The organism is Cohnella cellulosilytica (assembly GCF_042431195.1).
Taxonomy (GTDB): domain Bacteria; phylum Bacillota; class Bacilli; order Paenibacillales; family Paenibacillaceae; genus Cohnella; species Cohnella cellulosilytica.
Genome location: NZ_JBHMDN010000016.1, coordinates 298,796 through 312,273 on the forward strand (window position 1 = coordinate 298,796; position 13,478 = coordinate 312,273).

Annotated in this window: 13 protein-coding genes; 6 read left to right on the forward strand and 7 right to left on the reverse strand. The window is 59.3% G+C overall.

The genetic code is table 11. The features are described 5' to 3' along the window. The first annotated feature begins 8 nt into the window (after positions 1-8). Positions 9-725: an ankyrin repeat domain-containing protein gene (locus ACFFT4_RS13300; RefSeq protein WP_378048440.1), complete on the forward strand. Its 717-nt coding sequence runs from the start codon at positions 9-11 to the stop codon at positions 723-725. 322 nt (positions 726-1,047) lie between these two features. Here ACFFT4_RS13300 and ACFFT4_RS13305 read toward each other — a convergent pair whose 3' ends face one another. Beyond that, a complete protein-coding gene (locus tag ACFFT4_RS13305; RefSeq protein WP_378048328.1) occupies positions 1,048-1,842 on the reverse strand; it encodes a phytanoyl-CoA dioxygenase family protein in 795 nt (264 codons plus the stop codon). Between the two features lie 155 nt (positions 1,843-1,997). Here ACFFT4_RS13305 and ACFFT4_RS13310 point away from each other — a divergent pair, with 155 nt between their 5' ends. The 3 genes from ACFFT4_RS13310 to ACFFT4_RS13320 all read left to right on the forward strand — a co-directional run bounded on the left by ACFFT4_RS13310 (position 1,998) and on the right by ACFFT4_RS13320 (position 5,220). Then, on the forward strand, positions 1,998-2,951 hold the full coding sequence (locus tag ACFFT4_RS13310; RefSeq protein ID WP_378048330.1) for a helix-turn-helix domain-containing protein: 954 nt from the start codon (positions 1,998-2,000) through the stop codon (positions 2,949-2,951). 533 nt (positions 2,952-3,484) lie between these two features. Beyond that, positions 3,485-3,949, forward strand: coding sequence for a WGxxGxxG family protein (locus tag ACFFT4_RS13315; RefSeq protein ID WP_378048332.1), 465 nt, complete (start codon positions 3,485-3,487; stop codon positions 3,947-3,949). 434 nt (positions 3,950-4,383) lie between these two features. After that, a complete protein-coding gene (locus ACFFT4_RS13320; protein WP_378048333.1) occupies positions 4,384-5,220 on the forward strand; it encodes a divergent polysaccharide deacetylase family protein in 837 nt (278 codons plus the stop codon). Here the strand turns inward: ACFFT4_RS13320 and ACFFT4_RS13325 are convergent. Further along, on the reverse strand, positions 5,199-5,891 hold the full coding sequence (locus ACFFT4_RS13325; protein ID WP_378048335.1) for an N-acetylmuramoyl-L-alanine amidase family protein: 693 nt from the start codon (positions 5,889-5,891) through the stop codon (positions 5,199-5,201). The genes ACFFT4_RS13320 and ACFFT4_RS13325 overlap by 22 nt on opposite strands. 230 nt (positions 5,892-6,121) lie before the next feature. On the opposite strand from ACFFT4_RS13325, the gene ACFFT4_RS13330 reads away from it, so the two are divergent. Then, entirely contained in the window at positions 6,122-6,343 is a 222-nt protein-coding gene (locus tag ACFFT4_RS13330) for a YqzE family protein (protein ID WP_378048337.1), read from the forward strand. Here the strand turns inward: ACFFT4_RS13330 and ACFFT4_RS13335 are convergent. From ACFFT4_RS13335 to ACFFT4_RS13355, 5 genes are all read right to left on the reverse strand, one after another. Continuing rightward, complete coding sequence (locus ACFFT4_RS13335; protein ID WP_378048339.1) at positions 6,340-7,263, reverse strand: hypothetical protein; 924 nt, start codon at positions 7,261-7,263, stop codon at positions 6,340-6,342. The genes ACFFT4_RS13330 and ACFFT4_RS13335 overlap by 4 nt on opposite strands. A 149-nt stretch (positions 7,264-7,412) precedes the next feature. Next, positions 7,413-8,297 carry a YqhG family protein gene (locus ACFFT4_RS13340; RefSeq protein WP_378048341.1) on the reverse strand — a complete coding sequence of 295 codons (885 nt, stop codon included), beginning with the start codon at positions 8,295-8,297 and terminating at the stop codon, positions 7,413-7,415. Beyond that, complete coding sequence (locus ACFFT4_RS13345; protein WP_378048441.1) at positions 8,294-9,964, reverse strand: DEAD/DEAH box helicase; 1,671 nt, start codon at positions 9,962-9,964, stop codon at positions 8,294-8,296. The genes ACFFT4_RS13340 and ACFFT4_RS13345 overlap by 4 nt, the downstream gene beginning before the upstream one ends. Before the next feature lie 178 nt (positions 9,965-10,142). Continuing rightward, entirely contained in the window at positions 10,143-11,546 is a 1,404-nt protein-coding gene (locus tag ACFFT4_RS13350) for a sensor histidine kinase (RefSeq protein ID WP_378048343.1), read from the reverse strand. After that, positions 11,543-12,259 (reverse strand): response regulator transcription factor, encoded by a 717-nt coding sequence (locus ACFFT4_RS13355; protein WP_378048345.1) that lies wholly within the window; start codon positions 12,257-12,259, stop codon positions 11,543-11,545. Before ACFFT4_RS13355 ends, ACFFT4_RS13350 begins: the two co-directional genes overlap by 4 nt. 155 nt (positions 12,260-12,414) lie before the next feature. On the opposite strand from ACFFT4_RS13355, the gene ACFFT4_RS13360 reads away from it, so the two are divergent. Further along, complete coding sequence (locus ACFFT4_RS13360; RefSeq protein ID WP_378048346.1) at positions 12,415-13,215, forward strand: flagellin family protein; 801 nt, start codon at positions 12,415-12,417, stop codon at positions 13,213-13,215. Positions 13,216-13,478 lie beyond the last annotated feature (263 nt).

The following is a 13,478-nucleotide window of genomic DNA, read 5'->3' on the forward strand; positions in this document are numbered from 1 at the left end:
CAGCGTTGCTGCAAAAATTGGGATGGGTCATTCTGGCGGCGATTATCGCCGGCTGCGAAGCGCGGACGGATATTCTGCCGAGCGGCGGGGAACGGAATACGACGATTGAGGGGAATCAAGAGATGGATAAGTTAAACCGGGATTTGCTGCAAGCCGCTGACCAAGGGGACCGCAAGGCCGTCGAACGGCTGCTGGAGCAGGGCGCGGATCTCAACGCCGTCGACGGCCGGGGACGCACCGCCGCCATGATCGCGGTGCTTAACGACCGGCTCGATTTGTTTAAGCTGCTGGCAGACAGAGGGGCCGACATCGACATCAGGGACGACCGTCTGGACAACCCGCTGCTGTATTCGGGGGCGGAGGGCAAGCTGGACTTCCTGAAGCTCGCCCTTGCCGCAGGCGCCGATACGACAATTACGAATCGCTTCGGGGGAACCGCGCTTATTCCGGCGGCCGACCGAGGGCATGTCGAGATCGTTCGCGAGCTGCTGGAGCATTCCGACGTAGACGTCGATCATGTCAATAACCTGGGCTGGACCGCCTTGCTGGAAGCCGTCATTCTCGGTGACGGAGGTTCCGATCATCGGGAGATTGTCCGTCTGCTCGTCAAGCACGGAGCCGACGTCAATCTGGCCGACAACGACGGCGTGACGCCGCTGCAGCATGCCAAGAGCCGCGGCTACCGCGAGATGGCCGATATTTTGACGAAAGAGGGCGGAAGATAAGCGAGGATTAACGCCGGGCTTGGGGCGAGCGATAGACAAAGCGGAGGTTGCTGCAGAGTTGCTTAGGTAATCGATAGACGAAGAAGGGGCTGTCCTATAAATAGTGAGCGTACAAGACGATCGATGAAAAAAGAAGGACATCTCTCTCCTGGAGTCTGCCTCATACGCTCCTGAAATCACATTGTCACGGGTTTATCTAATCCCATTTCAGGAGCGTATAGCAGCGGAAGGAGATACATACCCCTTGCACTTTATTCATCGATTATCTTTCAAAGCAGCTTTGGTTTACTTATGGGACAGCCCTTTGTCCGGCAGAGGCCGATCAGCTATCGCCCCGCACGGCCAATACGGGGAACAGCGGCCCCTTGAGCACGTCGCCCTTCTCCAGGTTCAACCCGCTCGTGATCGTGTGGTTCGCGCCGCTGAATGTAATGTCGTCCGGCATATAGATGATCGCCAGCGCCCGGCGCGGGCGGTCGGTTTCGTTGGCATGGGCGTAATGGAACGTCAAGCCGTTATGGAACGTACAGCTTCCGGCTTTCAACGGCACGACGACGGGCTTGCGGTCGTCCAGCTGTCCGCCCTCGACGTAGTCGAAAATGTTCTGCGGATCGAGGAAATCGATGCCGTGCAGCTTGCCCAGCTTGTGCGACTTCGGGATGAAGGCCATGCAGCCGTTTTTCTCGTTCACGTCGTCCAGCGCGATCCAGATCGACAGCATGCCCTGCTCGGCTTCGTTGATCGGCCAGTACGGCGTATCCTGGTGCCAGGGCGTCGGCTTGGAGTCGTTCGGCATTTTCCATAGACCGTGGTCGTGGAAGAAGCGGATTTTGTCGGCTCCCGTAAGCTGCAGCGCGGATTGGGCGAACCGTTCGTGGAAGCTGAACTTGCCCATTCCGGCATGATCCCGCCACGTATTGACTTTTTGGTTAAGAACGCGATAGTAGAGCCCGCCTTGCTTGTCCGTCTGCACCGAGCGGTCGCCCGTCGTCTGCATCGCTTCCTCCAAATATTCCCTCAGCAGCTCCAGCTCTTCCGCGTTCAGCATATTGTCTACTTTTACGAAACCGTTCTCACGATAGAAATCGATATGATCTTGCGTAATTGGCGTTGTCATGGAACGTTCCTCCTTGGCGGTGATATGCTTCTATCCTACAGCCGAAACCCGGAGGTGAGGATGGAGAGAAATCCGTATTTTTTGTAAAAAAGTCGAATCGCCTTATTCTTTATAAATCATGGGGTTGCGGGATGTTATAATAGGCGAAAAGCGTTTTGGTCGAAAATGGGGAGGAGGCGAAGACGGCTTTGTCGACGCGCGTGGATTACCGGACGATCTCTCCGTACGTTCGTTTCGTGCACGAGGTGATCATCGCTGTGGGCGCAATCAATCCGGAGCGTTACATTTACGATCACGAGTTTATTTACGTCGTGAAGGGCGCGGGCACTCTGCGCATCGAGGACAGAATGTACCCGATGGGGCCCGGGGATCTGCTGTATATTCGGCCGCGCATGGCCAATGAAATGTTTGTGTCGGAGAGCGAGCCGCTGCATTGCTTCGCCGTGCACTTCGATTACGTCTTCCTGGGCGAGGCGGCGGAGTTTTCCCCGTACGTCGTTTATTTGGGGAACAGAGCGGAGGAGGGAGCGCCGGATGCGAGCTGGCTCCATGCGCGCCCCGATGCCGAGCTGATAGACATGAACATTCCGGAGCGGATGACGCCTGCCCGGGTTCACGATTTTTTCGACGCGTTTAAGGAGCTGTGCCGCGCATTCGAGGAGAGAAGGGCGGACGCGCAAATCTGGCTCAAGGCGTCGATGCTGAAGCTGATCGGCCTTATTCACGGCGAGCTGACGACCGAGGAAGGCATTCGGGTCAGCCACTCCCATGCCGATATGATGCTGGGGGCGATCCAATATATGAAGGAAAATTTTGCGTCCGCGATCGATCTGAAGCTGCTGGCCGCGCGGGCGAGCCTGTCCCCCAAATATTTCGGAACGCTGTTTAAGCAAGCGACCGGGCTGACGGTGCCCCAATATTTGACGGGAATCCGCATCGGGGAAGCCAAACGTCTGCTCAGGGAAAACGCCCACACGATCGAAGCGATTGCCGAGAAGGTCGGAATCGGAGATATGTACTACTTCAGCAAGCTGTTCAAAAAAACGGAAGGACTGTCTCCGAAGCGCTACGCCGATTCCTTGCGGTGGCTGGCCTCGAAGGAGGGCTAGGAGCAAGCAACAACGCCTGCGGCGTCCTTAGGACGATGAACGCGTTTTTGCCGGAGCCGATTCATAAGGATATACTTTCCGAATCATGGACAAAGCCCGCCGCCCCGGCAGGCCGCGAGCGGCGCCGAGACGGCGGAAGCGATGGTTCTCCTCGGTTAGCACCAGCCGGCGCGCAAGATGATTACCAAGAGGACGAAGAGTACAAGTGCGAAAGCCGCGGCTCCCGCAACTCCGCCTTTAGGACCGCAAACATCACCTGCAACAGGATATCCCATATCTATCACCACCTTGCGGTTTGATTATGACGATCGTCACGTATGTAGCTTATGTCAAGGCTCGCATACGGTCCGTACATTCACCCATCTTGGCAAAAACAGGCGCAAGCACATGCCCGGCCGTTCCTCCTGGGCTCCGTCGGACTTTCGCCCGTCTTTCCTCCTTCTGGATGGGGACCCGCCGATCCTCATCGCATATTTTGACCCGCCGCGGACACCTTAATAGGGCAATCAAATTGCTTAAGGAGGGGTTTTGGTTTGAATAAAACGGCGGCTAGTTTGGCTCTTGGCACATGCATCGCGTTGGCGAGCGTCATTCCTGCATCGGCGCACGCGGCAGGGACTACGGGAACCGCAGGAGACATGATAAGCGGAGCGACTCCGACGAGAACGTACGGAACGACCTTAGACCGCACGAACAACGGAAACTTCGGCACTTATAGCACGAATGGCACTTATAACACCAACGGCGCCAACGGCACATATGCACCCAACGGCGTTTACGGCAACGGCATGTACGGAACCAACGGAACGTACGATTCGACGCGCATGAACGCGTATCGTCCGCACAATGCGACGACGAATATGACGACGCGGGCGAACAACACCGTCAGAAGAATGGAAACGACGACCAGAACGGGCTTCAGCTGGGGCTGGCTCGGTTTGCTCGGCCTGTTCGGCTTGGCGGGCATGCGCAGCCGGAGCCGCGAAGACGCGCGTTAATCGGTATTCGACCAAGGAGGCTTGCCTGACACAGGGCGAGCCTTTTTGGTTTGGCCGACGCGTCCGTTTTTGTATGATTTCTCATACAAAATATGGCATTGAAGCGGTCGGGGCGGCAGATTTGTGCGATAAATCATACAAAGTGACCGCAAATAGACGTATACGGATGAATTTTGTATGAAATTTCATATAAAATTGGCGAGCGACAACAGACGGCTTCATTCAACGGCCCCACCCAACGGCCCCACCCAACCCGACTGGTCCAATAACAGAAACGCAGCCCGCAAAGCCCCCTTTTCGAATAACCCATACGTTGTCCGGAAAAACGCCGTAAGGCGTTTTTCTTATGCTCAATGAGGCGGCACATAAATTTTTCCAATCCGAGAATACTGTTAGAGCCTGATGTCGATTACAGCTTGTAGGAGGAAAAAAGGATGACTCAACGCAATCGATTTAACGCCGTCGCCGCCGGTATTCTGTCGGTTTGGCTCGCGCTGTCGCCGGGTTTGCCGCATGCGCATGCCCATGTCCATGCGAATATTCCGGTGAACGAGCCAGCCGCGCAGAGCCGGATTGCCGTCGTGATCGACGACTTCGGCAACGGCATGAAGGGCACGGAGCAAATGCTGAAATTGCCGATCAAGCTGACCGTCGCCGTTATGCCCTTCCTGCCGACGACCAAGAAGGACGCGGAGGAGGCTTACCGGCTCGGACATGACGTTATCGTGCATCTGCCGATGGAGCCGGTACGGGGCAAGCGGAGCTGGCTCGGTCCCGGAGCGATCACGACGGACTTAAGCGACGACGAAATCCGCAAGCGCGTGGAGGCGGCAATCGCCGATGTGCCGCATGCGATCGGGATGAACAATCACATGGGCTCGAAAGCGACCGCCGACAAACGCGTCATGAAGGTGGTGCTCCAGGTATGCAAGGAGAAGGGGCTGCTCTTTCTCGACAGCCGAACGTCTTATCGGACGGTTGTGCCGGAGGTTGCCAAAGAGCTCGGAGTCGAGACGCTGCATAACGACGTTTTTCTCGATGACGTCTATACGCGGCATCATGTGCTGAAGCAAATCGGGATAGTGAAAAAGGTGCTCGACAAAAACAAGAGCTGCATCGTCATCGGCCATGTCGGAATGCCCGGCTTGTCGACTTCGGACGCGCTGCGCGACGCGATTCCGGAGCTGAAAGGCAAGGCGGCGTTCGTGCCGCTCACCGCCCTGCTGCCTTCTCCGGAGCCTTTCACCGCTCACGGGCTGCATAACCGATAGGTGATAATGCCGCTGGCGATGGCCGCGGCGATGCGATTTTGCCCGGGGAGAGAGGTAAGCATCGCCCGGTCTCCCGGATCGCTCAGAAAAGCCGTCTCGACGATGACGCTCGGCGCCTGAACCTGATTCAGCAGGTAGTATTGGCTCGCCGCCTGCGGCAGCCTGAACCGCTTCTGCTGACGGTTCAGGCTGTCCTGAATGAACATGGCCAGCATGGCGCTGCGCCCTTCGTGCTGATGAATGACGAGCGGGCCCCGGTTTGCCCTTTTCGGAGACCAGTTGACGTGGATGCTTACGTACAGGGACGCTCCGACCTCGCCGGAGAGGCCGAGCCGCTGCGACAGATCCCGGCGATGGCGCGAACGCGTCAGGTGCCAGCGGTTGTCGTCGCTCAGCGCGTAATCGCCGGTCCGATTCAAGACGACCTTAAGCCCTCTGGCGCGCAGAAGCAAATAGAGCTTTCTGGAGATGGCCAGATTGATGTCCTTCTCCAGAATGCCGTTCCAATGCGTCCCGCCGTCGATGCCGCCGTGGCCTGCGTCAATCAGCACGTCGGCGCCCGGCAGCGCGCGCTTAAAGCTTGGCGGTTCGCCGGCCGCGCCGGCCGCGGATTGTTCGACCATCCACATTAAGCCGCAAGCGATCATAACGATTCGAATGGCTAATAACAAGGAAATCTCCTCCGTTCTCGTGGCAAAGCTTATCCGCTCTATAGCGTGACACAAATTGCCGTTCGCCATGCAGGACGGTTGAGCGCTTCCCAAAGCGGGCATGCTAGGAAGAGGATGTTCAAGAAGTTCCGGTTTTGATCGCGAAGGGGAACGGGAAGCGGATTAGACATCGAATCTTGAACTAGCCGGACATCCGGTACTCATGCTTTAGAACAAGGAGGAGAGCGGCGATGGACGGAACGGAATATTTAAAATACGTGACGGAGCGGGTGGTCACCTACATGGAACGTCCGAGGGAAGAGGAGAAGCGGGAGACGCACGGGAAAGAGCCGTGGCTGACCAGATGGTTCGGCGTGGCACCGATGGGGCTGATGGTCTGGTGGGCAAGCCGGTCGGACCGAAAAAGCAAAACGCGCCCGGAGGCGCGTTCGATGGATTCGGCGAGAAATTAACGATAAAAAAGTCCGTTTGCCAGCAGGGCGTCAAGAGGGATAAAGCGCGTTCCCGCCATATCCAGGGCAAGGTCGATGCGGCCATCCGCCCAGCGCTGATAGCCGATAACCGGAGCCGCGTACAGCATCGCGTCCCCGAAGGGCTCCGCTACATATCGCAGATGCTTGCCCTCATCGAGGCGCTTCTGCAGCTTCCGGACGTCTTCCGCAGGGAATGGCGTCTCTTTGGTGAGCCAGGGCAGCTTCTCGTAAGCGTCGAACAGCTCGTTCAGCCGCAGGGCGTCGACGCGGGAAGCGGCGGCTTGTCCGGCGGGAAGCGGGCGGTCTCCGCCGCCGGTCAGGGAAGCCCATTGCGCCGCGTCTACCGGAAGCTGCTCGGCCGTCTTGGCATCCAGCCAGTAGGTCTGCTCCCCGATCCGCACCTCCCAGGCGGCGGCGAAGGGATGCGCATAGCGCTTGGAGGCGGTGATCAGGCCGACCTCCTCCGCGGAAATCAGCCCGCTGTAGACCAGCGAGCGCTTGAGCTGCTGCATGGAAAACAGGGAGTAAGGGCCCGTTCCGTATTCGCCAAGCTGGAAGGAACCGTCGACGACCGCGTGCACAACCATGTAGCCGATATCTTGTCCTTCTTTGGTGAACAGCACCAGCCAGCTGTGCGTGCCTGGACCGAGCGCCGCAATGTGCGGATCGGCGCCCTGCCAGTCCTGGAACGGCTTCTGCTTGGACAGCGCCGCGACCCAGCTTTCGACCTGGCGCTCCAGCTTGGATTGCGGCTCGGCGCCGGCTCCGCCTGCGGCGAGTTCCGCGGCTGCCGGCCGCACGGCCGCGCTCGACCAGAGCAGGGCCGCTATCGCCACCGTCGCCGCGAATCTCAGGCTTGTCCTGCGCCGACGGCCGGCTCGGTCCATTGAACTTATCATTCGTATCCCCCGCAATTTCGTTGGAATCCGGCTTGGCGCCGCTTGTCGTTCTTCATTGTAGCCGACGGGCGGCGCCGAAGGTGTTGGAACGTGTCGGGATGCGCCGGGCGCGGCGGTTCTATTTTTGCCGATTGGCGGCGTTTGGCCGCTTAATCGATGCCCGGAAGGTGGAAAATGCCGCAATTCAGCACGGTCACGTTCACGCGCGGCCTGTACTGCCAGTCGATTTCCGCCTCACGCTGCTCGAATCTGGCGGTGACGGCTTCCTTCTGCTCCCGCTGGTCGGGATGATTCATATGCTCCAGCATGGGAACATAATATTGCCGAATTCTCTCCAACTCGTCCTGTCTTCGCGCTTCGGCCTCGACAGCCCAGGAGAAGTCGGCGGCGCGCAGCTTGCGTTCGAGCGCCGCTTCGAGCTGGGTCATTCCTTTTCTCAGGGAAAAACCGTTTTTGAGCAGATGGACGTTGGACGGAAGCCGGGGCGTCATTCTGCGGTCCTTCAGCTTGTCCATGAACCTCTCGTCGATGACGCCGGTGGCGAGCGAGATGCCCCACTGGTACAGCTCTTCCCGTTTCATGTCGCATTCGTAGCCGACTTTGAAGTTCGCCCCCAGCCAGGCGGTATAGGGTTGGGAGGCGAGCGGGTCGAGCCGGCCGCGGGGGGGCTCCTCGAACAAGGTGACGCAGCGTCCGTCCTGCTGCACGACGTCGAACAGCTGGTGCAGCCGTCTGGAGCCGAAATAGACGTCCTCCTGGATGATGCGGCCGGATTCGGTCATGACGTAAGACACCGGCGAAGCGTTCATGCGGTCGGACATCGCCGGATTGTCGAACGACCAGCGATAGGTCATCGTCTCGGGAGGCGTCCCGGTCCGGTCGACGAAGCTCCAGTAATACGGACGGTTGGACAGCGCCCGGTCGGCGTCCGGAGACAGCTTCACCGTCACTCCGGCGGGGGCCTTCTCGATAAATTGGCAGTTTTTCGACTCCAGATAGGAGACGACAAAGCGCTGGATCTGTTTCGTGTTCATGTCGCGTTCTCCAGTTGCCTTCGTTTTTTCGTCTCGAGCAGCGTATCCCCGAGTCCGTCGATCTTTTTGCGCAGCTCCTCGCCGTCCTCGGTTTCCAGAACAAGCTGGGCCAGGCGGCGCTCCAACGAATCTTCCTTCTCGAACTGCTGAATGATTTCGTCCAGCTCCCCGATGACCAGCTCGAACATGTTGATCTTCTCGTGCAGCAGGTGGACGATATGCTCTTCGATCGTGCCGAGCGTGCACAGGTTGAAAATCTGCACGTCCTCCGTCTGGCCGAGCCGATGAACCCGGCCGATCCGCTGCTCGACGCGCATCGGATTCCACGGCAGGTCGAAGTTGATGACGTGGTGGCAGAACTGCAGGTTGATGCCTTCTCCGCCTGCTTCGGTCGCGACCATCACCTGCGCGCGCCTGCGGAACAGCTCCATCATCCAATCCTTCTTGCCGCGGTTCATCCCGCCCCGATAGGGAACGGCGATCAGGTCGTGCTCTTTGAAATATTTCAGCAAATATTCCTGCGTCGCCCGATATTCGGTGAAGATGATCGCCTTGTCGTCCAGGCTGCGGACAAGCTCCATCGTCTTCTCGGCCTTCGTGTTCGACTTGATGCGCTTGATCAGCTCGACCAGCTCCCAGATGCGGGCGCGAAGCGGGGAATCCTCGGACGTCTTCTTGAACAGATTGATCAGCGTCAGGAACACGGCATCGCGGCTGGAGCACACTTCCCGCTGCAGGGTAACCAGCGACAGCATGCTGGCCATGTCTCCGTTCTCGGAAGCCGCGTGCTTGCGCACGTAATCGGTCACGCCTTCATAGAGCGCCATCTCTTCCGCGGACAGGCGCAGCGGAACGTTGGTGACGACCCGTTTCGTGAACTCGACGCCCCCGTCGCTGCGGCGGTTGCGGATCATGACCTGGCCCAGCGCCTCCTGCAGCATGGATTCGTTCTTAGGCACACGGCGGTCGGCCACGAAGTTGGTCGCGAAGTCGCCCTCGCCTCCGAGCTGTCCCGGCTTCAGCAGGGTGATGAGGTTGTACAGCTCCGACAGGTCGTTCTGGACCGGCGTGGCGGTGAGCAGCAGGCAATATTTTTTCCGCAGCTCGTTGATGAATTGATAGTTGCCCGTGCGTTTGTTCTTCAGCTTGTGGGCCTCGTCGACGATGATCAGATCGTATTCGCCGTCCAGCAGCGTCTGCCGGTGCGGGTCGCGCTTGGCGGTATCCATGGAGGCGACGACGATGTCGTTGTCCCACGAATAGGCTTTGCGCTGCGCCACGGCGGGAATGTCGAACTTGCCGTTCAGCTCGCGCACCCATTGGAGCACGAGGGAGGCGGGCACGAGCACGAGCGCTTTCCTCACGAGGCCGCGGATCAGATATTCCTTAAGGATCAAGCCGGCCTCGATCGTCTTGCCCAGTCCGACCTCGTCGGCGAGAATCGCGCGACCCCGCATCTCGTGCAGTACGCGGCGGGCGGTGTCGATCTGGTGAGGCATCGGTTCGAAATGCGGCAGCAGCGACAGGCACCGCAGCGCGTGGAAGTCGGTGACGAGGTTCGCTTCCTCCGCCTCCAGCGCGAGCTGGTACAGCGACCAATCGTCCCAAGGGCCGTTGCGTTCGGCCCGCCGCTCCAGCTCCTCGAAAGCATACCGGTCGACGTACATGTCGACGAGCGGATGAAGCGGGCGGGGGGCGGCATCGGGTGGAACAGAGGTATTCAATCGGCATTCCTCCTCGGCGATCTCGCAAGTATTCCATGTTCTAGTATGGGCAACCGGGAGGGATTCGAAACGGGGAGAGAGCGGAATGCGTGGCCGGACGTTCGGGAAGGCCGGGAAGCGATTATCCGCTCGGTGTCGGCGAGGGAAGACGGAAAGAAAATACGGCTCCGCCTTCGTCCCGGTTGCCGGCTTCTATGCGTCCGCCGCAGCGTTCGACGATCGCTCTCGATATGGCCAATCCGAGGCCGTTCTCGCCGTCCTTTCCTTTGACGAACCGATGGAACAGATGGGGCAGCAGCTCTTCCGGTATGCCTCCTCCGTCGTCGGAGATTGCGATTACGACTTGATCCTGGTCCGTGCCGACGCGCAGTTCGATCGAGCGGCGGGCGTGTCGGGCGGCGTTCGCGACGACGTTGAGCAGCGCCTGCAGCAATTTGTCCCGATCGGCGCGCACGGTCAGGCGTTCGGGCGTTGCTTCCTCGTACGCCACTTGCAGACTCAGCTCTCTTGCGACAAGCATCGGGTTGATCCGCTCGACGGTATCGTCCAGCAATTCCTTCAGGGGGACGGGCGCGGGGCGGAAAACGTCCTCTTCGCTGTCCAGCTTGGCGAGGAGCGTCATTTCGGACACGATTTTTTTCAGCCGGCCGCTTTCGCCGAGAATGACGTCGAGCCCTTTGCGAACGTCCGCACCTTCGAATACGCCGTCGCGGATGCCTTCCGCGTAGCCGGCGATCGACATGAGCGGGGTTTTCAGCTCGTGGGAGGCGTTCTGGACAAACAGCTTCTGTACGCGGACGTATCGGTCCAATTCACCGGCCAGCTCGTACACGGTTTGCGCGACCGCTCCGATCTCGCCGCCGGCCGGGATTTTGCGCACATCGGCGAACCGGCGTTCCTTCACTTTCTTCAGCTCTTCCCGAAGCTTCATGAGAGGACGGATCAGCTTCCTTGTAATAACGAGACTGAGCAGCAGGACCAGAATACCGCCAACGCCCAGCACGACGAGCAGCCGGCCGAACAGCGCCTGTTCGAGCTCGCTGACTTTGCTCATCGGCGTTACGAGCGTCAGCGTGCCTTGCGGGACCGCGCTGACTTCGACGATATAGCGGCCGTCCTGGCCGGACTGCAGCGCCTGCAGGTTCTCGGGGCTGAACGACAACGTTTCCTCCTGGCCCTCGGGAACGGGGATCACGGTGCCGCCCGCCGTCAGGACGGGCTGGAGCGGAAGCGTTCGCGAGAGGACGTTGCCGTTCTCGTCCGCGACGATGGCTTGCACTCCCGCCGTAAGCTGGACGGGCGACGCCTCAAGGGTGGGGATATCCTCGATTGCGCCGGCAATGCCCAGGGGCGCGGCTTGCGTTCGCAGGGTGGTTGCCACGCTGGCTCCGAGCGTTTTCATTTCGTTCTTCTGGGCGACGATCAGATGGTCGAGCAGCACATAGTGGATCATGACCGCGGTCGCGCCGAGAATAACGACGAGCAGCAGGCCGAACGCCAGATTGATCTGATGAACCAGCTTCATGACGCTTCCCCTCCTCCTTCCGTCCGCAGGCGATATCCGTGTCCCCATACCGCTTCCACGGGCAACTGCTCGATTTTTTTGCGCAGGCGCTTGATCAGATGATCGACTGCGCGGTCGCTGCCGAAGTAATCGTCTCCCCAGACGAGCACGAGCAGCTCCTCGCGCGCGAAGGCGCGGTTGGGATGCTCCGCGAACACCTGCAGCAGCGCAAATTCCTTGAAGGTCAGATCGATCTCCTGCTTGTCCCAGAAAGCGCGCCGTTCTTCCGGCAGCAGCTGCAGCGGCCCGATGCCGACGACCGGCTGAGCGGAGGCCGTTTCCTCGGATCGTTCCGTCCGGCGCGGCTTGTACCAGCGCTGTAGAAGCCTTTTCACCCGCGCGACCAGCTCCCGGGGACTGAACGGCTTGACCAGGTAATCGTCGCTGCCCAGCTCCAGCCCCATGATTTTGTCGACTTCGCCGTCTTTGGCGGAGATGATGACGATAGGCACGTCGCCTTCCTCCCGGATGCGGCGGCACAGCTCGTAGCCGTCCATCCCGGGCAGCATGATGTCGAGCACCCACAGGTCGGGCGGATTGTCGCGCCAGAGCGTCCATGCTTCCTCGGCGGAGGAAAGTCCGATCGTCCGGAAGTTTTCTTTGGCCAAATAAGCCTCTACGAGATTGCGAATATGCAGGTCGTCGTCTACGACGGCGATAAAATAATCTTCCATGATTTTGATCCCCTTTCGTTACTTCATTATAGCAACCGGTTTTTCGCTTGCGGCCGGTGCCATCGTTTTTCCACAATTTCACCAACGTCCTGCCACAGTCGGCAGGTACACTCGTACTTGTAAAACAAATTCAAATCCAAGGAGCGTGTTCTACGATGAACAGCAGAAAAAAACGCATTGTCCCGAGAGTCGCCCTGTCCGCGCTGATGCTGTCGGCGATTGCCGGCCCCGTTGCGGCGAATGCCGCACCCGATTCCGCTTCGCACGCCGCGCCGGTTCTTACCGTCGCGAGTTCGGTTAAAGCGATACCGCTCGCGGGAGCTTCGGCGATCAAGCTGCAGGATCCGCTGGAGCTGGCCAAGCAGTACGCGCCGGATACGGTCGAGGCGTGGGAGAGCTTGCTGGCGAAGTACGATTCGCTGCAAGCCACGGTGAAGCCGGTCGCGATCAGCATTAAACTGGAGCAAGCGGAGGCGGTCGCAGATGGCCTGCAGCCAGCCGAGGGTGCAAGCCCGCTCGGGATCGTCGAAGCCGTTCCGTTTGATGGAGACTGGACGAGCCTGGCCGGCAGCGTCAAGGCAACGGGAGCCGGGGCGATCGCGCTTGAGGCCGTCGAAGGTAACGTCGTGTTCGACGTTAAGGACATCGGCACGGCGGAAGCGATTCCGGTTCCGGGCGTCCCCGTGCCGAAATTCACGGCATCGACCGATGCGGCCGGGAGCGTCTCCGCCGTTCCCGAGATCACCAAGCTTGTCGACGCGGGGCATGCGATCGCCGATAAAGCGCAAAGCGTAACGCTTGCGGCGCCGTCGCCCGCTTCGGGGGCTGTGCTGCAAGGACGGATCGAATTGGCGAAGGCGGCGGAGTCGAAGGATGCCGAGACGATCCGCGCCTCACTGGCCAAGCTGTTCGAAGCCTACGAAACCTATGTCGAGGAGCTGCAGTCGTCGAAGTAAAAGAAATCAAGAGAGGCGCGGGCGTAAAAAGGTTGGAATAGAGTCGTTGCGCCGTACGAACAAACCCGTTATCGGAGTCATCCCGGCCGGCATTCGCCTCGTCCGGGATGGCTCTTTTGTCGCGGGATAAATGTCTGGCCGGGGCGGTAAATTTTATGGGCGCAAAGTCTATAGAAATACAACATATGGGAGAGTATAATGGCGGGAGAGCACAATATGTTGTACAATTTACATATAACGCTGATTTTTCGTTCCTTTTCGAT

Bases quoted from the DNA above. Each gene is read 5' to 3' on its own strand.
- ACFFT4_RS13305 (WP_378048328.1), bottom strand. From the start codon at position 1,842: ATGACAACGCCAATTACGCAAGATCATATCGATTTCTATCGTGAGAAC.
- ACFFT4_RS13320 (WP_378048333.1), top strand. From the start codon at position 4,384: ATGACTCAACGCAATCGATTTAACGCCGTCGCCGCCGGTATTCTGTCG.
- ACFFT4_RS13330 (WP_378048337.1), top strand. From the start codon at position 6,122: ATGGACGGAACGGAATATTTAAAATACGTGACGGAGCGGGTGGTCACC.
- ACFFT4_RS13335 (WP_378048339.1), bottom strand. From the start codon at position 7,263: ATGATAAGTTCAATGGACCGAGCCGGCCGTCGGCGCAGGACAAGCCTG.
- ACFFT4_RS13340 (WP_378048341.1), bottom strand. From the start codon at position 8,297: ATGAACACGAAACAGATCCAGCGCTTTGTCGTCTCCTATCTGGAGTCG.
- ACFFT4_RS13345 (WP_378048441.1), bottom strand. From the start codon at position 9,964: ATGTACGTCGACCGGTATGCTTTCGAGGAGCTGGAGCGGCGGGCCGAA.
- ACFFT4_RS13350 (WP_378048343.1), bottom strand. From the start codon at position 11,546: ATGAAGCTGGTTCATCAGATCAATCTGGCGTTCGGCCTGCTGCTCGTC.
- ACFFT4_RS13355 (WP_378048345.1), bottom strand. From the start codon at position 12,259: ATGGAAGATTATTTTATCGCCGTCGTAGACGACGACCTGCATATTCGC.
- ACFFT4_RS13360 (WP_378048346.1), top strand. From the start codon at position 12,415: ATGAACAGCAGAAAAAAACGCATTGTCCCGAGAGTCGCCCTGTCCGCG.